The 23,088-nt window shown below is 71.2% G+C and carries 19 protein-coding genes; 12 read left to right on the top strand and 7 right to left on the bottom strand.

Going from position 1 to position 23,088, the window contains the following annotated elements; genetic code table 11:
• Positions 1–13 precede the first annotated feature (13 nt).
• Positions 14–1,399 (bottom strand): sodium:proton antiporter NhaD, encoded by a 1,386-nt coding sequence (nhaD, locus tag EV148_RS09990; RefSeq protein ID WP_199222754.1) that lies wholly within the window; start codon positions 1,397–1,399, stop codon positions 14–16.
• A gap of 115 nt (positions 1,400–1,514) precedes the next feature.
• Between nhaD and EV148_RS09985 the strand changes: the two genes are divergently transcribed.
• Positions 1,515–3,026, top strand: coding sequence for a WS/DGAT/MGAT family O-acyltransferase (locus EV148_RS09985; RefSeq protein ID WP_241988043.1), 1,512 nt, complete (start codon positions 1,515–1,517; stop codon positions 3,024–3,026).
• 43 nt (positions 3,027–3,069) lie between these two features.
• Here EV148_RS09985 and EV148_RS09980 read toward each other — a convergent pair whose 3' ends face one another.
• Together EV148_RS09980 and EV148_RS09975 are read right to left on the bottom strand one after the other, a co-directional pair.
• Positions 3,070–3,318, bottom strand: a complete 249-nt coding sequence (locus EV148_RS09980) for a hypothetical protein (protein WP_131997374.1) — start codon at positions 3,316–3,318, stop codon at positions 3,070–3,072.
• Between the two features lie 187 nt (positions 3,319–3,505).
• Complete coding sequence (locus EV148_RS09975) at positions 3,506–5,221, bottom strand: tetratricopeptide repeat protein (RefSeq protein ID WP_131997371.1); 1,716 nt, start codon at positions 5,219–5,221, stop codon at positions 3,506–3,508.
• Positions 5,222–5,449: 228 nt separating this feature from the next.
• On the opposite strand from EV148_RS09975, the gene EV148_RS09970 reads away from it, so the two are divergent.
• Genes EV148_RS09970 through EV148_RS09955 form a run of 4 tightly spaced genes read left to right on the top strand, consistent with a single transcriptional unit; the run spans position 5,450 to position 7,787 of the window.
• Complete coding sequence (locus tag EV148_RS09970) at positions 5,450–6,136, top strand: hypothetical protein (RefSeq protein WP_131997368.1); 687 nt, start codon at positions 5,450–5,452, stop codon at positions 6,134–6,136.
• Between the two features lie 40 nt (positions 6,137–6,176).
• Complete coding sequence (locus tag EV148_RS09965; protein WP_199222753.1) at positions 6,177–6,992, top strand: helix-turn-helix domain-containing protein; 816 nt, start codon at positions 6,177–6,179, stop codon at positions 6,990–6,992.
• Positions 6,993–7,023: 31 nt separating this feature from the next.
• Entirely contained in the window at positions 7,024–7,380 is a 357-nt protein-coding gene (locus tag EV148_RS09960) for a VOC family protein (protein ID WP_131997362.1), read from the top strand.
• A gap of 2 nt (positions 7,381–7,382) precedes the next feature.
• Positions 7,383–7,787 carry an SRPBCC family protein gene (locus EV148_RS09955; protein WP_131997359.1) on the top strand — a complete coding sequence of 135 codons (405 nt, stop codon included), beginning with the start codon at positions 7,383–7,385 and terminating at the stop codon, positions 7,785–7,787.
• On the opposite strand, the gene EV148_RS09950 is transcribed toward EV148_RS09955, so the two are convergent.
• Positions 7,778–8,392, bottom strand: a complete 615-nt coding sequence (locus EV148_RS09950) for a TetR/AcrR family transcriptional regulator (protein ID WP_131997356.1) — start codon at positions 8,390–8,392, stop codon at positions 7,778–7,780. The two genes, EV148_RS09955 and EV148_RS09950, sit on opposite strands and share 10 nt — an antisense overlap.
• Before the next feature lie 51 nt (positions 8,393–8,443).
• Between EV148_RS09950 and EV148_RS09945 the strand changes: the two genes are divergently transcribed.
• Positions 8,444–8,935 carry a hypothetical protein gene (locus tag EV148_RS09945; protein ID WP_131997353.1) on the top strand — a complete coding sequence of 164 codons (492 nt, stop codon included), beginning with the start codon at positions 8,444–8,446 and terminating at the stop codon, positions 8,933–8,935.
• A gap of 3 nt (positions 8,936–8,938) precedes the next feature.
• Here EV148_RS09945 and EV148_RS09940 read toward each other — a convergent pair whose 3' ends face one another.
• Positions 8,939–10,366, bottom strand: a complete 1,428-nt coding sequence (locus EV148_RS09940) for an aldehyde dehydrogenase family protein (protein ID WP_131997350.1) — start codon at positions 10,364–10,366, stop codon at positions 8,939–8,941.
• A 125-nt stretch (positions 10,367–10,491) separates the two neighbouring features.
• On the opposite strand from EV148_RS09940, the gene EV148_RS09935 reads away from it, so the two are divergent.
• The 3 genes from EV148_RS09935 (at position 10,492) to EV148_RS09925 (ending at position 16,412) form a co-directional block, all read left to right on the top strand.
• Positions 10,492–11,064 (top strand): ECF-type sigma factor, encoded by a 573-nt coding sequence (locus EV148_RS09935; protein ID WP_131997347.1) that lies wholly within the window; start codon positions 10,492–10,494, stop codon positions 11,062–11,064.
• Positions 11,065–11,135: 71 nt separating this feature from the next.
• Positions 11,136–13,619, top strand: a complete 2,484-nt coding sequence (locus EV148_RS09930; RefSeq protein ID WP_131997344.1) for a right-handed parallel beta-helix repeat-containing protein — start codon at positions 11,136–11,138, stop codon at positions 13,617–13,619.
• A gap of 105 nt (positions 13,620–13,724) precedes the next feature.
• Positions 13,725–16,412, top strand: coding sequence for a serine/threonine-protein kinase (locus EV148_RS09925; protein WP_131997341.1), 2,688 nt, complete (start codon positions 13,725–13,727; stop codon positions 16,410–16,412).
• On the opposite strand, the gene xseA is transcribed toward EV148_RS09925, so the two are convergent.
• Positions 16,399–17,754, bottom strand: a complete 1,356-nt coding sequence (xseA, locus tag EV148_RS09920; protein ID WP_131997486.1) for an exodeoxyribonuclease VII large subunit — start codon at positions 17,752–17,754, stop codon at positions 16,399–16,401. The genes EV148_RS09925 and xseA overlap by 14 nt on opposite strands.
• Before the next feature lie 55 nt (positions 17,755–17,809).
• A complete protein-coding gene (locus EV148_RS09915) occupies positions 17,810–19,273 on the bottom strand; it encodes a phospholipase D-like domain-containing protein (protein WP_131997338.1) in 1,464 nt (487 codons plus the stop codon).
• 93 nt (positions 19,274–19,366) lie between these two features.
• Between EV148_RS09915 and EV148_RS09910 the strand changes: the two genes are divergently transcribed.
• The 3 genes from EV148_RS09910 to EV148_RS09900 are packed head-to-tail and all read left to right on the top strand — an operon-like array spanning position 19,367 to position 23,033.
• Complete coding sequence (locus EV148_RS09910; protein WP_131997335.1) at positions 19,367–21,037, top strand: hypothetical protein; 1,671 nt, start codon at positions 19,367–19,369, stop codon at positions 21,035–21,037.
• A 45-nt stretch (positions 21,038–21,082) separates the two neighbouring features.
• Complete coding sequence (ispG, locus tag EV148_RS09905; protein WP_131997332.1) at positions 21,083–22,333, top strand: flavodoxin-dependent (E)-4-hydroxy-3-methylbut-2-enyl-diphosphate synthase; 1,251 nt, start codon at positions 21,083–21,085, stop codon at positions 22,331–22,333.
• Positions 22,326–23,033 carry a phosphatase PAP2 family protein gene (locus EV148_RS09900; RefSeq protein WP_131997329.1) on the top strand — a complete coding sequence of 236 codons (708 nt, stop codon included), beginning with the start codon at positions 22,326–22,328 and terminating at the stop codon, positions 23,031–23,033. The genes ispG and EV148_RS09900 overlap by 8 nt, the downstream gene beginning before the upstream one ends.
• Positions 23,034–23,088: the final 55 nt, after the last annotated feature.

Genomic DNA, 23,088 nt, shown 5'->3' with positions numbered 1-23,088 from the left:
ACGACCGTCATCGTCATCCGGTGAAATGACGCGCGTTCAGCCAGAGGTGAACGAGGATGCTCGCCGCGTAGCCGAGCGCGATGACGCCGCTCCAGCGCAGGTGTGCGCCGAACGTGTACAGGCCGCGCGACGCACCCATCAGCGCGACACCGGCCGCCGAGCCGATCGACAGCAGGCTGCCACCGACGCCCGCGGTGAGCGTGACCAGCAGCCATTGGCCGTGGTCCATCGCCGGGTCCATGCCGAGTACGGCGAACATGATCGGGATGTTGTCGACGACGGCGGACAGCACGCCGATGACGGTATTGGCCCAGGTGTAGCCGAGGCTGCCATAGAGCGCCTGCGAGGCGAGTTCGAGGTAGCCGATCGCGGCGAGCGCGCCGACGCAGGCGAACACGCCGTAGAAGAACAGCAGCGTGTCCCATTCCGCATTGGCGATGATGCGGAAGATCGAGTATCTCGAGACATTCGCCTGCCCTTGGGCGAGCGCGTAGACCTGTTCCTTGTGTTCGATCCGCGCCGCGATGATGTTGAGCAGGGCGAGGCCGGTGAGCATGCCGTAGGCGGCGGGCATGCCGAGCCACTGCCGCCCGGCCACGGTGATCGCGATGGTGAGCGCGAACGCGATGCAGATGCCGAACCCGCCGACCTTCACCTCGGCGCGCGACGCGACCGGCTCGGGCCTGCCCGCGGGTACGCTGAAGTGCATGATCGCGGCGGGCACGAGCCAGTTCACGAGCGACGGCACGAAGATCGCGAAGAACTGCGCGAACTCGACCTTGCGCGCCTGCCACACCATCAACGTCGTGATGTCGCCGAACGCGCTCCAGGCGCCGCCGGCGTTGGCGGCGACGACGAGGTTGATGAAGGCGAGGGTGACGAAGCGCCGGTTGTCCGGGCAGACGGCGAGGATCACCGCCGACATCACCAGTGCGGTGGTGAGGTTGTCGAGCACCGGCGAGATGAGGAACGCGAGCGCGCCGGTGATCCAGAACAGCGATCGGTAGCCGAAGCGGCGTCGCACGAGCTGGTCGCGCAATGCATCGAACACGCCGCGTTCGCCGATCGCGGTCACGTAGGTCATCGCGACGACGAGGAAGAAGAACACTTCGGCGTATTCGAGGAACATGTGCTGGAACGCATCGCTCACGCGCGAACCATCGCCGGTGCCATGCGCGATCCACCACGCGAGCAAGCCCCACATGAGGCCGGCCGCGAGCATCACCGGCTTGGACTTGGCGATGTGCAGGCGCTCTTCCGCGATGACCGCTGCATACGCGAGCACGAACAGGGCGAGCGCGATCCAGCCGACCGGATGCGCGGTCAGCCCGAACGTCGCGGACGCTTCGGCCGCGGCCGGGGCGGCGAGCAGCGGCAGCATGAGCGGGTTCGTCATCATGGTTGGTCCATAGCGCGGGATCGGCAAGATTAGCAGCGCCCGTCGCCTTCGCGCATTGCGTTTTGGGCGGCGCCCGTCGATGCTACGACGACCGATGCCGTGCGAAGGGGCACAGATGCGGGATACCGACAGTACGCCGCGCGAGCCGATGTCGAAGGTGGATACGGCCTGGCTGCGCATGGAGCGGCCGACCAACCGCATGATGATCACCGGCGTGCTCATGTTCGCCGGACCGCTCGATCCCGCACGCATCAAGGCACTGCTCGCCGAACGCTTCCTTGCGTTCCGGCGCTTCCGCCAGAAGGCGGTCGTCGGCGCGAACGGCGCCTGGTGGGAAACCGACGCCGATTTCGACCTCGACTGGCACGTGCGCATCGCCGCATTGCCCGGTCCGGCCGACAAAGCCGGCCTCGAGGCGTTCGTGAGCGACCTCGCGTCCTCGCCGCTCGACCTGTCCAAGCCGCTCTGGCAATTCCACGTCGTCGAAAACTACACGGCGCCCGATGGCCGCAGCGGCAGCGTGCTCGTCGCGCGCATCCATCACTGCTATGCCGACGGCCTCGCGCTGGTGCAGGTGCTCCTGTCGCTCACCGACACCGCGCCGCAGCCGCAGGCGCACGCGGAGCTCGCGAAGACCTGGCTCAAGCGCGACCGCGGCAGCGTGCTCGAGCGCCTGCTCGAACCGATGCAGGGGGGCCTGCACAAGGCCGTGGCGCTCGGCGAGAAGACCTGGGCCAGGCTCGCGCAGATGATGGCCGATCCGGCCATCGCGGCCGAGTTCGCCCACGAGGGCAGCGAGATCACGCGTGAACTCGCGATCGCGCTCACCTTGCCGGACGACCCGATCACCGCGCTGAAGGGGCGCCTCGGCGTCGCCAAGCGCGTGGCCTGGGCCGAGCCGCTGCCGCTCGACGAGGTGAAGGTGCTCGGCAAGGTTCTCGGCTGCACCGTCAACGACGTGCTGCTCGCCTGCGCCGCGGGCGCGCTGCGCGGCTACCTGCGCGACCAGGGCGAGGACGTCGATGGCCTGACCATTCGCGCGACCGTGCCCGTCAACCTGCGCCCGCTCGAACATGCGAAGAAGCTCGGCAACCACTTCGGCCTGGTCTTCCTCGACCTGCCGATCGGCGAGCCGAATCCGCTGCGCCGGCTCGAACGCGTGGCCGCGTGCATGCGCGACCTCAAGGGTCGCCGCCAGGCGGTCGTCGCGTTCGGCCTGCTCGCCGCGCTCGGCATGGCGCCCGCGGCGCTGCAGGGGCCCGCGCTCGAACTCTTCAGCCGCAAGGCGACCGCGGTCGCGACCAACGTGCCCGGCCCGCAGCAGCCCCTGTTCATGGCCGGCGTCGAGGTGCGCGAACTCATGTTCTGGGTGCCGCAGACGGGTTCGATCGGCCTTGGCCTTTCGATCCTCAGCTACAACGGCCGCGTCCACTTCGGCGTGATCGGCGACGGCAAGCGCGTGAAAGATCCGGACGCGATCGTGCAGCGCTTCGACGCGGAGTTCGAGAAGCTCGTGCTGATCGCGCTGATGGAAGACTGGAGCGAGGATTTCGGTGCACCGGACGCGGCGGCGACGTTGGCGAAGTTCGCGATGGACCCCGCGGACAGCGCCGGAACGCACGCGTGATCGCCACGCGGGTGCATCGTCGCCGCGCCGGTCGTGCCCGTCGTCATCGGCCGGGGACATTGCGTCGGCCGAACGTGCGCACCGCGTAGCCGGCCGGCCACGCCATGTAGGCGAGCAACAGCACGCAACCGCTCGCGGGCTCGGCCACGGGCGGTGCGAATCCACGGTGCGCCCAGGCGGTCCATGCGACGTAGCCGAGGAAGGCGGCGAGGCCGATCAGTGGCGCCAGCAGCGATGCCGATGCGCGCACGCGCGCAGGCCGCGCGCACGCGCGTAGTTCGATGGATGGCATGTTCGACCCTCGTCGCGCCGCGACCAACGGCGCTCCCGTGTCCATGTCGAAGCAGGGGGCCGGATTTCGACATCAGGGCGCCGTGGGATGCGGGGCCTCGTCATGTTCGAGGCGCCAGCGGTCGATCCCCGCATCCGGCCCACGACGGCCACGACGGCCAAGTCGGGCCGGCGCGCGCCGACGACCGTCAGAGCACCGAAGCGGTCAGCGTGACATCGGCGTCCTTCCACGCCGCCCGCAGCCGGCGTTCGGTCGCGGCCGCATCGCGGTCGCGATGCAGCGCCTTCTGCGCGGCCGCGAGTCCGTGCAGGGCCCAGCCATTGTCCGGATGCTGGCGCAAGTCCTCCTCGTACACCGCTTCGGCCTCGGTCGCGTGGCCCGCCTTCAGCAGTTGTGCACCGAGCAGGTGGCGCACCGGCACGAACCAGTCGGCCGGTTCGTTGTAGGCGAGGCGATCCTCCTTCGCGGCCGCGTCGCGCAGCAGCGCCAGCGCGTCGTTGCGTTGCCCGCGCGCGAGCGCGATGCGTGCGCCGGCGACCTGCGAGGCCACGGCGACGAGGTCGCCGGCGAGGTTGAGTCCCGCCGGCGCGTCCTTCGGCAGGCTCGCCGCGATCGCATCGAGCGCAGCCTTCTCGCGCGCGGCATCGTCCGCCTTGCCGGTCGCTGCGTACGCGCTCGCGCGCACGTAGTGCCAGGCCGCGCGCATGGCGGGCAACGAGGCGTCGGGTTCGGGCTCGGCGAGCAGTTCGTCCCAGCGCGCGAAGCGTTCCATCGCGAACCACGGCTGTGCCGCGTACCAGTCCAGCCCGGCACCCATGTGCAGCATCATGTCCGACAGGTGCGCGCGCATCGCGCGCGTCGCCGCAAGCGACTCGGCCGAGCGGCCCTGCATTGCGGCCGCGTAGCCGAGGAACTGGTAGTTGTGCGCGAGATACATGCCGTAATAGGTCCATTCGGCCGGCTTCGCGCGCTCCATGTAGGCGAGGTCGACGCGCACGCCCGCCCGATTGGCCTCGGCCGAATCGGCATAGCGGCCGACACGCTGGAAGATGTGCGAGGGCATGTGCACGATGTGGCCGGCACCGGGTTCGAGCGAAGGCAGTCGTTCGGCGGCGGCGAGCGCCTTCTCCGGATGCGGCGACGCCTCGATCGCATGGATGTAGTAATGGTTCGCGCCGGGGTGCTGCGGATTGCGCGCGAGCACGCGCTCGAGCGTCGCGACGATCTCGTCCGTGCCGGGCGCGGCGACGCCGTCGTTGCTCCAGAGCTTCCACGGGTTCGCCGTCATCAGCGCTTCGGCGAAGAACACCTGCACGTCGTCGTCATCGGGGAAGCGCCGCGCGACCTCGCGCATCGCGTTCGCATAAGCGACGTTGTACGGCTGCATCGCTTCAGGCGGGAGTGCGTCGGGACCGGCATAGCGCGTCGCGAGCGCGGCCGCGAGTGCCTGTTCCAGCGGCGTCGCGTTCGCCGATTCGCGTTGCGCGGCCTCGACGGCTTGCCACAGCGCCTTCCAGCGATCCGGCATCGCCGGCATGTTGTAGTTCGGTCCGAGCGATTCGCCCGCGCCCCACCAGCACATCGCGCAGTGCGGGTCGAGTTCGATCGCGCGCGCGAACGAGCGCGCCGCCTCGTCGTGGTTGAACGCGTAGATGAGGCGCAGTCCCTGGTCGAACCACGCCTGCGCTTCGGGCACCCGGGTCGTGATGGGATGCGTGTGCGTTCCGAGGTCGTCGAACAGCCGGGCGCCCCGAGCCCATTGCGCAAGGCTCGGCCCCGGCGATGCCGCCGCGTGCGACGCCGCGGGCGTCGCGTTGTCAGCGGCGTGCGACGCGGGAGCATCGGGCCGCGTGCAGGCGGCGATGGCGAGCGTGAGGACGGCGGTCGTCGCGATTCGAATCATGATCCCTCCGGGATGGCGTGCGGAACAGGCGAGCGCCTGCGGCAACGGGCATTGTGCAACAAAGGCGCCTTCGCGCGTGCCGGGCGGCATGCTCCTGCGGATCCGCACGAAATGGACTGTCGCAGCGCGCCTGCGAATGTCTTCGTATACGTCGTCCTTCGTGTTCTAATGAGCGCACCGGCATGGGCGAGGGGCGCAGCCGGGCGAACGCGGATGCGGAGCTTCCATATGGGCATGCCGTTGCGGACGTTGCTGTTCCTGGGCGTGCTGCCGTGCGCGAGTTGCGCCGGCCTGCGGCTGGCCCCGCTCGGCGAACACGCGCAGATCGTGCTGGTCGGCATGCAAACGCCCGCCGACACGGCGCAGGTGAACTACCTGCGCGTCTATCGCGACGTCCGCTGCGATGGCGCTCGTAGCCGCGGCCTTTCGATCGGTCCGGAAGACGCGGGCGACAAATCGCTCGAGGTGGAGGGGGCGCAGCGCGTGTTCCTGTTCGGTACCGCCGAGCGCTGGGCCACGCGTGGCATCACGGGCGAGCCGGGTGTCTTCGACCTGGTGGGCAACCGCTGCGAATTTCTCGTGAGCTTCATCACCGAACCGTCGCACACGTATCGGGTTTCCGAAGACGCGGGCGAAAGCGGCTGCCGCATTTCGGTGCTCGACGAGCAGACCTCGATTGCACCGCCGGACCTCGCCGTGCACGATTCGACCCTGTGCAACGAACTCGGACGCAAGCGCGAGTCGCCGCCGCGTCCGCAGGCGCGCAGGCAGGACGTGCCTCCTGCGGTGACCGATCATCTTCCTTCGCTCGCGCGCGCTGCACCTGACGGCGCACCGGGACGTCCCAGCCGGCGCGCCCGCGCGGGCGCCATACGCGCAATCGCCATGGTTGCGGCCACCCGCGCACCCCGCTAGCCTCGTTCCAATGCAGGTCCGGACGCTCCTCGAACGACCATTGCTCGCGGCGCGCGACTACCGTTGCGAGGCGGGACCGTCCGATCGCCCCTTCGTCGAGTGCTTCCGCGAGCATTCGATCTCGTACGTGCGACGCGGCAGCTTCGGCTGCCATGCGCGCGGCGAACGGCACGAACTCGTCGCCGGCGCGTTCCTGATCGGCCATCCCGGCGACGAGTACCTGTGCACGCATGAACACCATGCCGGAGGCGACGAGTGCCTGTCGTTCCATTTCGCACCCGCGCTGATCGACGGCCTCGACGGACGCGGCGCGACCTGGCGGGCCGGTGCGCTGCCGCCGCTGCCGGAACTCGTCGTGCTGGGCGAACTCGCGCAGGCGATCGCCGAGGGCCGCAGCGACGTCGGGCTCGACGAGATCGGCGTGCTGGTCGCGCAGCGCCTGCTCGACCTGCTCGCGGGACGCGTGCGACCGTGCGGCAAGGCGAGCGCGCGCGATCGCGGCCGCGTGGTCGAGACGGCACTGTGGATCGACGCGAACGCGGCGCAGCCGATCGACCTCGAAACCGCGGCGGCCGCAGCCGGCCTCGGCGCGTTCCATTTCCTGCGCACGTTCGGCCGCGTGCTCGGCGTGACGCCGCACCAGTACCTCGTGCGCGCGCGCCTGCGTCGCGCCGCGCGCCTGCTCGCCGACGGGGATCGCGCGGTCACCGACGTCGCCTACGAGGTCGGCTTCGGCGACGTGTCGAACTTCGTGCGCACGTTTGGCCGCGCCGCCGGCATGTCGCCGCGCGCGTTCCGGCGCGCGGCGCGCGGCGAGCGCAAGATTTTCCAAGAATCTCCGGACGCCCGCGCCTAGGCTGGGATCCTTCCCACGACAGGAGAGCGGCATGTACGACCATCTCGGCCTCAAGGTGAAGGATCTCGACGCGAGCGTGCGCTTCTACCGCGCCGTGCTCGCGCCGCTCGGCCACGTCGCCGATGCGTCCGGCAGCGGGTTCGGACCGCCGGGCATGCCCGGGCTGTGGCTGTACGAACACGCCGGCGCCAGTGGCGGCACCCACGTCGCGTTCCGCGCGGCCGACCGCGCCGCGGTCCGGCGTTTCCATGCGCAAGGGCTCGCGCACGGCGGGAGCGACAACGGCGCGCCCGGCTTGCGCACCGATTACGCGCCGAACTACTACGCGGCGTTCCTGCTCGATCCGGACGGCAACAACGTCGAGGCGGTCTGCATGGAAGCGCGCTGAACATGGCCACGATCGTGCGCGAATTCCACCTCGATGCGACGCCGGAACAGGTCTGGGACGCTGCGCGTGACGTCGACGCGTTGCACACGCGCCTCGTGCCCGGCTTCGTCGTCGACACCGTGGTCGAGGGCGATGTCCGCCGCGTCACGTTCGCCAACGGCATGGTCGCGCGCGAGCGCATCGTCGACGTCGACGATGCGCGCCGGCGCATCGCCTGGAGCGTGGTCGGCTCCGATCGCCTCGAGCACCACAACGCCTCGCTGCAGCTGTTCGCCGACGGGGCGCGTACGCGTGCGGTGTGGATCGCCGACGTGCTGCCGCACGCGGCGGCGTCCGCGATCGAGGCGATGATCGCGCAGGGCGTCGCCGCGATGCAGCGCCGCTTCGCGGCCACGGTTCAGCGATAACCGTCGACCGCTTCGGCGACGAGGCGCTGCACGAGCGCCTCCACCGCCTTGGCGCTGCGCCCGTGCACGCAAAGCATGGCGTGGAATTCGAAACTCGTCAGCGCGAACAGCACGTCGACGAGTTCGGCATCGGCTTTGCCGCGCCGCGGGAACAGCCGGCGCACCAGCGCGGCGAGTGCATGGCGCCGGCGTTCGGTGCGCTCGGCGAAGCTCGCGGCGAGCTCGTCGTCGAGCCGGATGACCGCGTGGAAACGCGGCATCGCCGTGTGGTGCGTCGTCCAGAAGCGGCAGAACACGCCGACGAAATCGCGCAGCGCCCGGGCCGGATCGGGCTGGCCGATGACTTGCGGCAGGTCGAACAGGCCGGCTGCGCGCGCGATGTCGTCGAACAGCGCTTCGAGCAGGCCACGCCGGGATTCGAATCGGTTGTACACGGTCAGGCGCGTCACGCCGGCGACGCGCGCGACGCCATCGAGCGAGAACGCGGGCATGCCGGGTCCGCCGGCGAGCACCGCGCGCGCGGCATCGAGGATGCGCGCGCGCGTCTCGTCCGCCGCGGCGCTGCGCGTGGCGCTGGAATAGGCGCGGGATCGCTTGACAGTCATCGAATTGGATATACAGTGTGTATATTCGACGTATGGATCGGGAGCGCGGACGTGTACGACATTGCATTCATTGTGCTGGCGCGGGCGATCCATGTCATCGCCGGCGTGACCTGGGCGGGCGCGATGTTCCTGCTCGCCATGGCGATCCTGCCTGCGGCACGCGCCGCCGGCGGTGGTCCCTGGTTCGGCGCGCTGATGCGGCGCGTCGGGCCGGCGTCGGGAATTTCGGCGCTGCTGACCGTGCTCTCGGGCATCTACCTGTTTTTCGGGCTGCACGCGCACGACGCGACGCTTGGCGGCTGGGTGCTGCGCGCCGGCGCGATCGCCGCGTTGCTCGCGATGGTGCTCGGCTTCGTGCTCGGCCGACCGGCCGGCCTCGAACTCGCGCGCCTGCAGCAGTCGGGCGAGGGCACGCCGGAGCAGCGCGCCCGCATCGCGTTGCTCGGCCGGCGCGTCGCCCTCAGCGTGCGCGCGACGGCCGGCCTGATGCTCGTGTCGGTGCTCGCGATGGGCGTGTTCCGCTACGTCGTCGCGCTGGGCTGAGGCTCAGCCACGCAGCACCATGAGCCGGCGCTCGGTCATGTCCTCGATCGCATAGCGGATGCCTTCGCGGCCGAGCCCCGAGCGCTTCACGCCGCCGTAGGGCATGTTGTCGACGCGGAAGCTCGGCACGTCGTTGATGACGACGCCGCCGACCTCGAGCCGGTCCCACGCGCGCGTCGCGTGGGCGAGTGAATCGGTGAACACGCCCGCCTGCAGGCCGTAGTCGGAATCGTTGACGCGCGCGAGCGCGTCGTCGAAATCGTCGAACGGTTCGAGCAGGGTGACCGGGCCGAAGGCCTCCAGCCGGTTGATCCTGGCATCGCGCGGCACGTCTTCGAGCACGGTCGCCTCGAGCCGGTTGCGCTCGCGCGCGCCGCCGCAGAGGCGCGTGGCACCGGCCCGTTCGGCCTCGGCGATCCAGGTCGCGAGGCGCTCGGCGGAGGCGTCGTCGATGAGCGGGCCGAGGAAGGTGTCGCGATCGCGCGGATCGCCGGCCGTGAGCGCGCGGGTTGCCGCGACGAAGCGCGAGCGCAGTTCGGCGTAGATCGAGCGATGCGCGTAGATGCGTTGCACCTTGATGCAGCTCTGTCCCGACTGGTAGTAGCTGCCGAACACGAGCCGTTCGACCACGTGGTCGAGCCGGTCGAGCTGGTCGCCGTCGACGATGCAGGCCGCGTTGCCGCCTAGTTCGAGCACGACCTTCTTGCGGCCCGCCTTCGCCTTGAGCTCCCAGCCGACCTGGCCGCCGGTGAACGAGAGGAGTTTCAGGCGGTCGTCGGTGACGAACGGATCCGCATCATCGATCCGGCACGGCAGCACCGAGAATGCGCCCTTCGGAAGGTCGGTCGTGGCCAGCACCTCGCCGATGATGAGCGCGCCGACCGGTGTCTTCTCCGAGGGCTTGAGCACGAACGGGCAGCCCGCCGCGATCGCCGGCGCCACTTTGTGGGCGACGAGGTTGAGCGGGAAGTTGAACGGCGTGATGAACGAGCAGGCACCGATCGGCACGCGCTGGACGAAGCCGCGATAGCCCTTCGCGCGTTCGGAGATCTCGAGGTTCAACACTTCGCCGTCGATGCGCACGGCTTCCTCGGCGGCGACGCGGAAGGTGTCGATCAGGCGCGTGACCTCGCCTTCGGAATCCCTGATCGGCTTGCCGGCCTCGATGCACAGCGCGAGCGCGAGCTCGTCGCGACGCTCGCGGAAGCGCGCGACGCAGTGCTCGAGCACGGCCTGGCGTGCGTGCGGCGGGAATGCGCGCATCGCAGGTTCGGCCGCGGCGGCGGCGGCGATCGCGCGCTCGATCATCGCAGCATCCGCGAGCGCGACGCGCGTGGCGATTTCGCCGGAGTACTTGTCGCGCACTTCGAGCGCCTCGTTCGGCTGCGCGGCCTCGCTCGCGAGGTAACACGGATAGTGTCGCTCCAACATGGGGGTCTCCGCGCGAAGGGCAGTTGGCCTACTGTATGCGGATCCGCTGAACACCGGCAGCACCGACCGGGCCGCCGAACTCGCATGGAACCGCGATCCCGGCGCCCGCCTGCTAGACTCCCGCCATGGCGAACGGGGCAGGGGACACGGCGGAGATCGAGGCGCTGCTCGAGGGCGTGCGCTGCGGGCGCGCGGACGCGACCGACCGGTTGTTCGCGCTGCTCTACGAGGATTTCCGTTCGCAGGCGCACCTGCTGCTGCGGGTAGGACCGCGCCAGACGCTGTGCACGACCGAGCTCGTCAACGAGACCTGGCTGCGCCTGTCCGGCCGCACCCTGTCGGTCGAGAGCCGGCGGCATTTCTTCAACCTCGCCGCGCGCGCGATGCGCCAGCTGCTCATCGATCGCGCGCGCAGCCGGGCCGCCGGCAAGCGCGGCGAAGGCCACGAGGCGCTCACGCTCGGCGCGGCCTCCGACGTCGCCGCCGACGAACCGTTCGACGTGCTCGCGCTCGACCGCGTCATGACCGAACTCGCCGCCACCGATGCCGCGCTGGCCGAGCTCGCCGAGATGCACCTGTTCGGCGGCCTCGGCTTCGGCGAGATCGCCGAACTGCGCGGGGTCAGCGAACGCACGGTATTCCGCGACTGGCGCACGGCGCGCATGTTCCTGCTGCGCTTCATCGGCGACGGCGACTGAGCCGGCTGGCGGCTGGCAGTCGGGCGGGTCCGACTTCGTAAGGGTCAGTCAGGACCCTTGCGAGACGTGCCATGCGCCTGACCCAGCTGTTCGCTTCACTGCTGTTCCTGGTGTGCCTGATCGCCGGCAGGCCGGCCTCGGCGCTCACCGTCTGTGTCGCCGACACCGCGACGCTGGCGAACGCGCTCGGCGCCTTCAATACCCTGCCGGACGGCGCGACGCTGACGATCAAGCTGGTCAAGGGAACCTATCCGATCGGTTCCGCGCTCGGCGCCGTCTACTACAGCAGCTATCCGGAATCGGTCGGCCTCAAGCTGCTCGGCGGCTACAGCGCCGGCTGCACGAGTCGCACCATCGACCCGACCAACACCGTCATAGACGGCCTCGGCCAGAACGGCGCGTACCTGGGCGTGACGATCCATGGCGACGTGGACCTCCTCATCGAGGGTGTCACGTTCACGCGGCTCGTCGGCAGCAGCGTCTACCATTCCGCGCTTTCGCTCGGCCTCGATGTCACCAGCAGCGACACCTCGACGATCGAGATCCGTCACAGCCGCTTCGTCAACAACACCGCACGCCAGGTCATCCACCTCAGCGGCGCGCAGATGCGCTTCGTCAACAACCTCGTCGCGCATAACACGATCGAGGCGGGTTCGGATTCGGCCGCGGTCTACGCGATGTACAGCTACGACGCGGACTCGATGCTGGTCGCGACCAACAACACGATCGCCGACAACAGCGGTCCCGGCCTGCTCGTCGACACCAGCATCAATTCCGACAGCAGCCGCCTCAGCGAGATCGCCGACAACATCCTGCGCGGCAACGGCACGGCCGATCTTTCGCTGGGGCACTTCGCGACGGCCTCCAATCCGCTGCTCGTCTACCAGAACATGATCGGCACGACGACGGGGTACACGCCGGATGCGACCAACCTGGCGTCGGATCCGCGCTTCGTCGACGCCGCCGGGGGCAACTACCGCCTGCAGTCGAACTCGCCGGCGATCAACAGCGGGGCGTTCCTGCAGCTGTGGGGTTTCCCGGCGCACGACATCACGGGCGGCACGCGCATCGTCGGCAGCCGCATCGACCGCGGCGCCTACGAGTCGCCGATCGACGACTCGACGACGGCGATCGTCAGCACGACCGCGGACAATGGCAACAACACCTCGCCGGTTCCCGGCTCGCTGCGTGCGGCGATCAAGGCTGCCAATGCCGCGGCGGGCCCGTACACGATCCGTTTCAACATCGCCGGCGGTTGCCCGCGACTGCTGTCGCTCGCCGCGCCGATGCTCGACGTGACCGGCGACGTGACGATCGACGGCACGAGCCAGCCCGGCTGGACGCCGAACACCCATTTCGGCGCGTTCGACGCGAACCTCTGCTTCGCCATCAATGGCGCGGGCAACCCGAACACGCCCTGGGCGCTGCACGTGCCGGCGAGCGCGCCTGCGAGCGCGCGCCTCGTGGTACGCGGGATCGCCTTCGCCGGCTTCAACGACGCGGCGATCAAACTCGAGGGCGGGCGCGGGCATTCGATCGCCGGCAACCAGTTCGGCGCGCTTGCCTTCACGCCCGCGAACGCGAGCGCGATCCGCGTCACCGGCAATTCCGGCGCCGCGTTCATCGGCGGCTACGACGACGAATCGGCGGTCAACCTCGTCGCCGGCAGCAGCGGCGCGGGCGTCTACATCGACAACGCGGCCGGCGGCTCGGTGGTCGCCAACAACGTCATCGGTTTCCTGCCCGACGGCCTGTCCAGCAGCCCCAATGCGAACGGCGTGTTCGTGTTCAATTCGAAGAACAACACCATCCAGTACAACTACATCGGCAACAACCTGTCGAGTGGCGTGATCCTTTCCGGCAGCGGCTCGAACGGCAACCGGGTGCAGTACAACATCATCGGCATGGCCTACGACGGCTCGCCGTCGGGCAACGGCAGTGCGGGGGTCCTGGTCAGTTTCGCGGCCAGGAACAACACGATCGGCGCGCCGCTGAACGCGACCTGGGGCGGCAACTTCATCGTCGCGAGCACGGGCGCGGGCGTGTGGATTTCGCCGTCGGGCGGGGCCGGCAACAGCGTGCTCGACAACGAGTTCGTCGGCAATGGCGCGCTCGACGTCGATCTCGCCGCCGCCGGGCCGAGCGCCAACCAGGCGACCAACCCCGCCACCGGCCCGAACGGATTGCAGAACTATCCGGTGCTGGCCACCGCGACGCGCGACAGGGTGCATGGCATCGAAGTCGTCACCGGCGTGTTGGACAGCGCCCCGAACACGACCTACCGGCTCGACCTCTACTACGGCCCCGATTGCAACGCGCATGCCGCGGGACGCGGCCTCGCCTTGTACCCGCTGATGAAGACCGCGGTGACGACGGGCGCGCTCGGCAACGTGCCGTTCACCGCGAGCGTGCCGTTCGGATGGGGCAACCTGCCGCTCGGCGTGATCAGTGCGACCGTGACCGACCCGAATGGCAACACCTCGGAAATCGGCAACTGCATCGAGGAGATCGACGACGACCCGATCTTCGCGGATGGCTTCGAAGTGCCGCATTGAGTCGCGCCGGGCGCGGGGTCGGCGGCGTGGCGTGGTGCGGGGCCGCGCCACTCCCGTGATCTTTCACGGGCGTGCGATTAGCATGCGCGGAGAAGGGGAGCTTCGATGAACACAGACGCCGATCGCACCGAACGGTTGCGCCGTGCGCTCGCGCTCGCGCGCGCGGGGCTGGAACGCGCGCCGGACGAGCGCGCCGCATGGCTCGCGCGCGAAACCGCGGGCGACGCCGCCCTGCACGACGAAGCCTGGGCCCTGCTGCAGTTCGACGGCGTGCCGCCGCAGGCGTTCGAACGCATCGGTGAAGCGGCCGATCCCGCGCCCGATCCGCTGCTCGGCGCGACGGTCGGGTCCTATCGCATCGAGCGGCGCATCGGTAGCGGCGGCATGGGCACGGTCTATCGCGCCACGCCCGTCACCGGCGTGACGCGCCAGCCGGTCGCGCTGAAGGTGGTCAAGCGCGGCATGGATTCGGAAGACGTACTGGCCCGTTTCATGCGCGAACGGCAGATCCTCGCCGGGCTCGCCCATCCGAACATCGCGCGCCTGCTCGACGGCGGCCTCACCGCCGACGGACGGCCGTGGTTCGCGATGGAACTCGTCGACGGCGAGCCGCTCACCACCTGGTGCGATGCGCGCCGGCTCGGGGTCGCGCGCCGCGTGGAGCTCTTCCTCGGTGCGTGCGAGGCGGTCGCCTATGCACACCGCAATCTCGTCGTGCATCGCGACCTCAAGCCGGCGAACGTCCTCGTCACCGACGCGGGCGAGGTCAAGCTGCTCGATTTCGGCATCGCCAAATTGCTCGACGGCGCCGCCGACGCGACGCGCACGCGCGCGGCGATGACGCCGGAGTACGCCGCGCCGGAGCAGTTCGCGCGAGGTCCGGTGACGACACAGACCGACGTCTGGCAGCTCGGCCTGCTGCTGCACGAGCTGCTCGCGGGGCGGCGCGCTTCGCGCAATGGCGAAGGTGGCAGCACCGCACGCCTCGATGCCGGCGCCGACGACGGGCTGCTCGCCGAGCGCGCGGCCGCGCGCGGCACGACCGCGGCCGCGCTGCAGCGTGCGCTGCGCGGCGACATCGCGCGCATCGTGCGCCGTGCGATGCACCACGACGTCGCCCGCCGCTACGCGAGCGTGGCCGCACTGGCCGACGACCTCGGCCGTTGGCTGCGCAACGAGCCCGTCAGCGCGACCGACGACACGCTCGCCTATCGCGCGCGCATGTTCCTGCGCCGCCATCGCGCCGGCGTCGGCGCCGCGGCGGCGGTCGTGCTCGCGCTCGGCATCGGGCTCGGCCTCGCCCTGCGCGAGGCGCGCGAGCTGCGCCGCGCCGAGCGTTCGACCGAGAATGCACTCGGCGTGCTGGAAGACGTGTTCCTCGGGGCCGACCCGTGGCGCGCGAAGGGGGGTGACACGCGCGCGGTCGACCTGCTCGCCAGCGCGCGCACGCGCATCGCCGCCGACATCACGCGCGACCCGGCTATGGCTGCGCGCCTGCTCGACGAAATCGGTGAAGTGTTCGTCTCGCTCGGCGACCGCGCTTCCGCGGAAGGCACGCTGCGCGAAGCGGTCCGCGCCGGCGAACTCGCCGGAGCGGCGGCGACCGTGCCGACGGCGTCCGCGCGCGCGCGCCTCGCGCATTACCGTCTCGTCGGCGACGGCGACCGCGCTGCCGCGGGCGAACTCGACGCGGCCATCGCGCAGCTGCGCACGGCGGGCAGGGACGGCCGCGTGCCGCTCGCCAAGGCGCTCGAGTACAAGGTCGACGACGCCTTCAACCGCGGCGACTACGCGGCGATCCCCGCGCTGTCGAACGAGGCCGTGCAGCTCTACCGGGCGGCATCGGGCGCGATGTCGGTCGAGTACGCGGGCGCGCTCGGCAACCAGGCTTCGCTGCTGCGGGCGATCGGCCGGCCTGCGGACGCGCTCGCGCCGGCGGCGGAGGCGTGGCGCATCATCGGTGAGCTCGGCGGCGCGCCGCCGGGGGCGCGGCTCTATGCGGAGCAGCAATACGCCGGCGCGCTCGCGGCGAACGGGCGCGGCGCCGAAGCCGAGCCGCTGCTGCGCGATGCGCTCGCCCGCGTGCGGGTGGACATGCCGACCGACCACGACCTCGCCGATGCGATCGCCTGGGAACTGGCGAGCACGCAGGCGACGATCGGCCGTTTCGACGATGCTGCGGACGGGCTGCGCGCGCTGCTCGCGCACATCGACACGAAGAGCGCGAACCTCGCGGCCGTGCACAACATGCTGGGCAGCAGCGAGCTCGCGCGCGGCGACGCGCGGGCCGCACGGCAGGCGTACGAGAATGCGGTACGCCTGCTGTGCACCGATGGACAGGCCACGCCGCCGTGCGTGATCGTGCGGTTGAACCTGGCCGAGGCCCTGCTCGCACTCGGCGCCGCGGAGGCGGCGCCGCTGCTGCACGCGCTGGATGCGGACATCGGCGTCGCCGACGGTCGTGCGCGGCACCGCTGGCGCCTGCTCGAAGCACGCCGGTTGCTCGCCGCGGGCGAGGTCCAGGCGGCCCGCGGGCTACTCGCGCCGCTGCTGGCGCAAGCGCGCGCGACGACGACCGAGCCGACCCTCGATGATGCGAACGTGCTCGCCGAGGCCGCAGCCATCGAGGCGCAGGCGGGCGAACGCGATGCGGCACTCGCCGACTATCGCGCGGCGGAGCGCCGCCTCGCGGCGATCTGGGCCGGTGAACCGCCGCAGCTGGCGAAGATCCGCGCGCGCATCGCCGCGCTGGAGGGGCCGAACGCGGCAGCGGGGGCGATCAGCGGTCCTTGACCACCAGGGCGAGTTCGCCGTCCGCGAGCCGCGCGCGCAACGCGCGGCCCGGCGGCGCCTGACCGATCGAGCGCACGACCTCGCGCCCGTCGTCGTCGAGCAGGATCGCGTAGCCGCGTTCGAGCGTCGCGAGCGGGCTGACCGCGTGCAGGGTACGCGCGAGTTCGCCGAGGCGCGCACGACGGCGTTCGACGCCGTGCCGTGTCGCGACGCGCAGGCGTTCGAGCAGGGCACGTGCGTGTTCGTCGCGCCGCACGAGCCGCGCCGCCGGGTGCTGCGCGAACAGGCGCAGGCGCAACTGGCGCGTGGCGGCTTCACGTCGCTCGAGCAGGCCGCGGGCGCGCTCGACGAGGCGCCGGCGCAGCACGTGCAGGCGCTCGTCCGCGCGCGCGAGGCGCACCCGCGGACGCTGCGCATTGAGGCGCGCGAGCAGGTGGTCGATCCGCTGCGTGCGCGATTCGAGCAGGCGCCGCAGCAGTTGCAGCGCGCGTTCGCGTTGGCGCGCGAGCGCGCGCGCGAGGTCGCGCGCGTCGGGCACGAGCAGTTCGGCCGCTGCCGACGGCGTCGGCGCGCGCAGGTCGGCGGCGAAATCGGCGATCGTGAAATCGATCTCGTGGCCGATCGCGCTGACCACCGGCACCGCGCTCGCGCGGATCGCGCGCGCGATGCCTTCGTCGTTGAACGCCCACAGGTCCTCGAGCGAGCCACCACCGCGCGTGAGCAGCAGCACGTCGTGGCGGCGCGCGCGCGACGCCGCCTGCAGCATCGCGACGATCGCCGCGGGTGCTTCGCGGCCCTGCACCGGCACCGGCAGCACGTCGACCGTGGCGAGCGGGAAGCGCCGCGCGATCACGCTGAGCACGTCGCGCACGGCCGCGCCGCTCGCCGACGTGAGCACGCCGATGCGCCGCGGCAGGCGTGGCAGCGGGCGCTTGAGCGCCGCCTCGAACAAGCCTTCGGCGGCGAGCCTGGCCTTGAGCTGCTCGAATGCGCGTTGCAGCGCCCCGTCGCCGGTCGGCTCGAGCGAATCGACGATCAGCTGGAACTCGCCGCGCTGCTCGTACAGGCTTACGCGCACGCGCGCGAGCACGTGCATGCCGTCGGCGGGCCGGAAGCGCAGCCAGGTGCTGCGCGGGCGGAACATCGCGCAGCGCACCTGCGCGCCGGCGTCCTTGAGCGTGAAGTAGAGGTGCCCCGACGCGGGGCGCGAGAAATTGGAGATCTCGCCCTCGACCCAGACCAGCGGCAGCGCGTCCTCGAGCAGGTCGCGCACGAAGCGCGTCAGCGCGGACGGCGTGTATACCTCGCGCGGAGCGCGGGAAGGGGCGACCGGATCGGACATGATGGTGTTGCGCGTGCGGCCGGACAGGTTACCGCAAAGCGCGTGCATGCGGCGCTCAGGCAGGAGGGCCGGATGCGTCCTCGCGCCTCGGCGGTGCCCTGCGCCGCAGGTCGACGTAGCGCGCGACGAGGGCGATGCCGATCCATGCCGCGAGCACGGCGAGCGGCCAGGCGACGAGGCGCGGCCAGGCCAGCGCGAGCACCGCCGCCACGAGCAGCGAGATGCCGGCGACGAGCAGCGGCGCGCATTCGGCCGGGCCGAGCACGCGCCGGTTGGTGATCGCCGCGCCGATCGAATTGGCGAGGCGCAGCGCGCCGGCCGCCGCGCGGCCGGAGCTGCCGCCCTGCGCGCGCGCATTGCGCGGTGCGCGCTCCGCGCTGGCGCGGCGACGCTTCGGCATCTTCAGCACGATTTCGGTCGAGCGCGCGAGGTCCTGCTCGTACTGCGCCTCCATGCGACGCGCGAAGGCGTCGTCCTCGATCGCGAGGTCGATCTCGCAGTTGCCGATCCAGCTGGCGAGATTGAGGTTGCTCGAGCCGACGCGTGCCCAGCGGCCGTCCGCGACCGCGGTCTTGGCGTGCAGCATCGACCCGTTCCATTCGAACACACGGATACCCGCCTCGAGCAGCGGCCGGTAGCCGGCGCGCGACAGCGAGCCGACCGCGGGGATGTCGCTGCTGCCCGGCACGAGCAGGCGCACGTCGACGCCGTCGCGCGCGGCGGCGATCAAGGCCTGCACGTACGGCGCGACGCCGACGAAATAGGCATCGGTGAGCCAGAGGTTGCGCCGCGCCATGCCGGCGATGAGCTGGTCGAGCCGGTACAGGCCGGCGGTGTTCGGCACGGTCGCGACGACGCGGAGGTCGACCTGGCCCGAGGGCAGGGCCGCCGCGGGCGCGTCATCCGGTGGCAGCGGTTCGCCGAGCTGGCTCCAGACCTCGGCGAATGCGTGCGCGAGCTCGAGCACCGCGGGACCACGCACCGCCACCGCGGTATCGCGCCACGGCTCGATGCCACGGGCGGCATCGCCGAGCCATGTGCCGCTGACGCAGATGCCGCCGACGAAACCGATCGCATGGTCGATCACGAGCAGCTTGCGATGATCGCGCGAGAGCCAGCCGAACGGGCTCGCCAGCCGTGGCGGGTTGTAGGCGCGCACCTCGCCGCCCGCGGCGACCAGCGGGGCCCACAGGCGCGGCCCCGACTGGCCGAGGCAGCCGAGCCAGTCGCGCACGACGCATACGCGCACGCCCGCGGCCGCGCGTTCGGCGAGTGCCGCGACGAATTCGCGGCCGAGCGCGTCGTCGCGGAAAATGTAATTCTCGAACAGGATCGACCGCTCGGCGCCGCGGATCGCCGCGAGCCAGGCATCGAATGCCGCGCGCGCGTCGATGAGCAGGTCGACGCCGTTGCCGGCGAGCAGGGGCGCGCCGGCGGCGCGGCTGAACGACTGCTCGGCGAGCAGGCGCAGCGCCGACGGGCGCGTCGGCGGCGATGGCAGGGGGGCGGTGGCGGCCATGGCTTCGAGTGTAGCCGCAGCGCCGCGCCCGCGGACCCCCGATGGCGCGCTCCTTGCACTATCGGTTCAGGGCGCAGTACAAGGAGCTTGCGCATGAACGACGCCTATCGCCGCCTCGTCGCCTCCCTGCCGGTGCCTGCCGGCAATACGTTCGCACACGACGCGCGCGCGCTCCGCGCATGGATCGACGCGCTGCCGATGGCGAACTTCCAGATCGCCGCGCAGCGCATGCTCGACGGCCTGCAGGCATTCAACCGCACGCGCAGCGAGGGCGTGCGCCGGCTCGAAGCACTGGAGATGCTGCGCGGCACGGTCGCCCAGCTCGCCGCCGCGGCCGACAAGCAGATCGTCGGTTCGAGCTTCCCGCTGCCGGCGCAGAAACGCGAACTCGGCGCGCTCGCACTCGGCTTCCAGGCCGGACTCGCGCTCGGCTACCGCCTCGCGCTCGCCGAGCTCTGCGCGCCCGCAGGCGCCGTGCCGTTCCTGCGCGGCAAGCAGGTCGTGCTCGCCGCGGTCCGCGCGCTGCAGCACGGCGGCGAATGGCTCAACAGGGCCTGCATGCTGTATCGCACGCCGCCGGCCGGCGCCTGGCAGGCACTGCACGACGTGCATCGCTTCGTCGCCGCGTTGCGCCTCGCCGACCGCACGGTCGAGGATGCGCAGGCACCGGTCGATGCGCGCTCCGCCTACGTGCAGGTGCTGCTCGTCGCGCTCGCCAATCCCTACCGCTACACGCAGCGCGAGCAGGGCGAGCTCGTCGCGCTCGCGCGCGTGCTCGCGCCGCTCGCCCAGCTGCGCGAGCGTGGCGGCGACGGCGACGTCGTCGTGCGCACCGACGTCGATCGCGGCCCGGGCTACCTGCCGGAGGAAAGCGCGGAGGCGACGCCGGACGAACTGTCGCTGCATCTGGCCGGGCTGCTCGGCGTGGTGGAGGGGCAGCTCGCGGCAGCCGCGGGCGCGCGCAGCGTCGCGATCCGTGGCCGTGGCGGCCCCGCGCAGACGCTCGACATGCCGCTGGCGCGCCGCTTCCTCGCCGGCTGGAGCGCGCACGGCGAACGCAACCACGCGCGCGTCGGTGGCGGGCACGTGCTCGACACCGTGCTCGGCCTGCAGGACCTGCATGCGACGCTCGCCGGCGGCGAGGATTTCGAGACCTTCATGCAGCACGTGCGTGGCCAGGTGATCAGTCTCGCCGACCTCGACTACGGTGCTGCGTGGGCCAAGCGCGCGAACGGCGTCGCGCGCACGCTGCGCTTCCCCGCGCGGGTCATCGACCAGGGGCTCGGCGGCTACCGCCTGCTGTGGGAGCGCGGCCCCGGCGGCGAGACCGTACGCGCGCGCGTCGCCGAACTGGTCGGACTGTCGCTGCCGGGGGACGCCGATGGCGAGCGCGGCGACTGGATGGTCGGCGTGATCCGCTGGATCCGCATCGACGACGAGGGCCGGGTCGACGCCGGCGTCGAACTGCTCGCGCGGCGTGCCCTGCCGGTCGGCCTGCGTACCCTCGACGACAGCCGCCGGCCGCCCGTGCGCGGCGTGCTGCTCGCGCCGCTGGACGGGGGGACGCTGAACCCGCGCCCCGGAATCGACTACGATGCGCTGCTGGCATCGACCGAGATCGACCGCGGCGTGCGCGAACTCGAACTGACCGCGCCGCCGGACCTGGTCGGACCGCCGATGCCCGCGCGCAGCGAGCGGCTCGGCAACCTGCGCGTGCTTGAAGCGACCGGCATCTATCAGCATTTTGGGCTGGCCCAGCACTGACCGCGACGCGGCGGCGCGGGTACCGCCCCGGAGTCAGGCCATTCCATGAGTTCAAGTGCCATCACCGGCGTCGCGCACGCGCGACGCGCGAGCGTGCCCGTCGCGGTGCGCTCGGTCGTCGTCGGCGGCCGCGCGCCGATCGTCGTGCAGTCGATGACCAATACCGACACCGCCGACGTGGTCGCGACCGCCAGGCAGGTCGCCGAGCTCGCGCGTGCCGGCTCGGAACTCGTGCGCATCACGGTGAACACGCCGGAAGCGGCGGCCGCCGTGCCGCGCATCCGCGAGCGGCTCGACATGGCCGGAGTCGGCGTGCCGCTGATCGGGGACTTCCACTACAACGGCCACCAACTGCTCGAACGCGAACCGGCCTGCGCGGAAGCGCTGGCGAAATATCGCATCAACCCGGGCAACGTCGGCTTCGGCAAGAAGAAGGACGCGCAGTTCGCCGCGATCATCGAGACCGCCCTGCGCCACGCCAAGCCGGTGCGCATCGGTGCCAACTGGGGCTCGCTCGACCAGTCGATGGTCGCCGCATTGATGGACGAGAACCATGCGCGCGCCGAGCCGTGGGACGCCGCACGCGTCGGGCGCGAGGCGCTGATCCGCTCGGCGCTCGACTCCGCCGCGCGCGCCGAGGAACTCGGCCTGCCGCGCGAGCGCATCATCCTGTCGTGCAAGGTGTCGGGCGTGCAGGAGCTCATCGCGGTGTATCGCGACCTCGCCGCGCGCTGCGACTACGCGCTGCACCTCGGCCTGACCGAGGCCGGCATGGGCTCGAAGGGCATCGTCGCGTCGAGCGCGGCGCTCGCGGTGCTGCTGCAGGAAGGCATCGGCGACACGATCCGCATCTCGCTCACGCCGGAACCGGGCGAGGCGCGCACGCGCGAAGTCATCGTCGCGCAGGAGCTGCTGCAGACGATGGGCCTGCGCGCGTTCACGCCGCTGGTCACCGCGTGTCCGGGCTGCGGCCGCACCACGAGCACGCTGTTCCAGGAACTGGCCAAGACCGTGCAGGACCACGTGCGCGCGAAGATGCCCGAGTGGCGCCTCAAGTACGACGGCGTCGAAAACCTCACGCTTGCCGTGATGGGCTGCGTCGTCAACGGGCCGGGCGAATCCAAGCACGCCGACATCGGTATTTCCTTGCCGGGTACCGGCGAGGCGCCGGCAGCGCCGGTGTTCATCGACGGCAGCAAGGCGATGACCCTGCGCGGCGAGAACATCGCGCAGGAGTTCGTCGGCATCGTCGAGGACTACGTCGCGCGCCGCTACGCGCCACGCCTGCATGACTGAAGCGGGCGACGTCGTCCGCGCCGACGCGCGGTTCGGCGTCGCGTTCCTGCGCCGGCACGGCCTGCTGCTCCTGCTCGCGTTCCTCGGCGTGCTCGTCCCGCTGGCCGGGTTCGGCGTGCTCGCGCACGAACTGCGCGAGGGCGGCGGCTTCTTCTTCGACGAACCGCTGCTCCATGCAGCGCATGCACTCGAGCACGCGGGGCTCGACCGCTTCTTCGTCGCGGTCGCCGCGCTCGGTTACCAGTGGGGCGTGGTGCCGTTCGATGTCGCGCTCGTCGCGGTGCTGGGTTGGCGCCGGCGCATGCGCGAGGGCCTCTTCGCCGGTGTCGCGACGATCGGTTCGGCCCTGCTCAACCTCGGCGCGAAGCCGCTGTTCGCGCGCGACCGGCCGAGCCTGTGGCAATCGATCGCGCCGGAAGGCAACTACAGCTTCCCGAGCGGCCACGCGATGGGCTCGATGACACTCGCCTGCGTGCTCGTGCTGCTGTGCTGGTGGACGCGGCTGCGCTGGCCCGTGCTGGCGGCGGCGATCGTGTTCGTCATCTTCGTCGGCGCGTCGCGCATCTATCTCGGCGTGCACTATCCGTCGGACATCCTCGCGGGCTGGGCAGCCGCGGTCGCGTGGTGCCATGCCGTTTACGGCATCGTGTTCCGCGGCGGAATGCGTCCGTGGGGCGGGGACGGGCGTCGGGGCGTGTAGCACGGAGCGCGCGGCGGGATTTCCTCCCGGCGTGCTCCGCCCCGGATCGTCCCGT

Source organism: Dokdonella fugitiva (assembly GCF_004342425.1).
Classification (GTDB): Bacteria; Pseudomonadota; Gammaproteobacteria; order Xanthomonadales; family Rhodanobacteraceae; genus Dokdonella_A; species Dokdonella_A fugitiva.
The sequence above is the reverse complement of the archived record's forward strand: the minus strand, read 5'-3'. Positions and strand labels throughout refer to the sequence as shown.

Excerpts from the sequence above, each read along its gene's own strand:
- EV148_RS09960 (WP_131997362.1), top strand. The coding sequence starts at position 7,024 with ATGTACGACCATCTCGGCCTCAAGGTGAAGGATCTCGACGCGAGCGTG.
- EV148_RS09940 (WP_131997350.1), bottom strand. The coding sequence starts at position 10,366 with ATGTTGGAGCGACACTATCCGTGTTACCTCGCGAGCGAGGCCGCGCAG.
- EV148_RS09950 (WP_131997356.1), bottom strand. The coding sequence starts at position 8,392 with ATGACTGTCAAGCGATCCCGCGCCTATTCCAGCGCCACGCGCAGCGCC.
- EV148_RS09925 (WP_131997341.1), top strand. The coding sequence starts at position 13,725 with ATGAACACAGACGCCGATCGCACCGAACGGTTGCGCCGTGCGCTCGCG.
- EV148_RS09915 (WP_131997338.1), bottom strand. The coding sequence starts at position 19,273 with ATGGCCGCCACCGCCCCCCTGCCATCGCCGCCGACGCGCCCGTCGGCG.
- EV148_RS09975 (WP_131997371.1), bottom strand. The coding sequence starts at position 5,221 with ATGATTCGAATCGCGACGACCGCCGTCCTCACGCTCGCCATCGCCGCC.
- nhaD (WP_199222754.1), bottom strand. The coding sequence starts at position 1,399 with ATGATGACGAACCCGCTCATGCTGCCGCTGCTCGCCGCCCCGGCCGCG.
- EV148_RS09900 (WP_131997329.1), top strand. The coding sequence starts at position 22,326 with ATGACTGAAGCGGGCGACGTCGTCCGCGCCGACGCGCGGTTCGGCGTC.
- EV148_RS09935 (WP_131997347.1), top strand. The coding sequence starts at position 10,492 with ATGGCGAACGGGGCAGGGGACACGGCGGAGATCGAGGCGCTGCTCGAG.
- EV148_RS09985 (WP_241988043.1), top strand. The coding sequence starts at position 1,515 with ATGCGGGATACCGACAGTACGCCGCGCGAGCCGATGTCGAAGGTGGAT.
- EV148_RS09910 (WP_131997335.1), top strand. The coding sequence starts at position 19,367 with ATGAACGACGCCTATCGCCGCCTCGTCGCCTCCCTGCCGGTGCCTGCC.
- EV148_RS09955 (WP_131997359.1), top strand. The coding sequence starts at position 7,383 with ATGGCCACGATCGTGCGCGAATTCCACCTCGATGCGACGCCGGAACAG.
- EV148_RS09980 (WP_131997374.1), bottom strand. The coding sequence starts at position 3,318 with ATGCCATCCATCGAACTACGCGCGTGCGCGCGGCCTGCGCGCGTGCGC.
- EV148_RS09970 (WP_131997368.1), top strand. The coding sequence starts at position 5,450 with ATGGGCATGCCGTTGCGGACGTTGCTGTTCCTGGGCGTGCTGCCGTGC.
- ispG (WP_131997332.1), top strand. The coding sequence starts at position 21,083 with ATGAGTTCAAGTGCCATCACCGGCGTCGCGCACGCGCGACGCGCGAGC.
- EV148_RS09930 (WP_131997344.1), top strand. The coding sequence starts at position 11,136 with ATGCGCCTGACCCAGCTGTTCGCTTCACTGCTGTTCCTGGTGTGCCTG.
- xseA (WP_131997486.1), bottom strand. The coding sequence starts at position 17,754 with ATGTCCGATCCGGTCGCCCCTTCCCGCGCTCCGCGCGAGGTATACACG.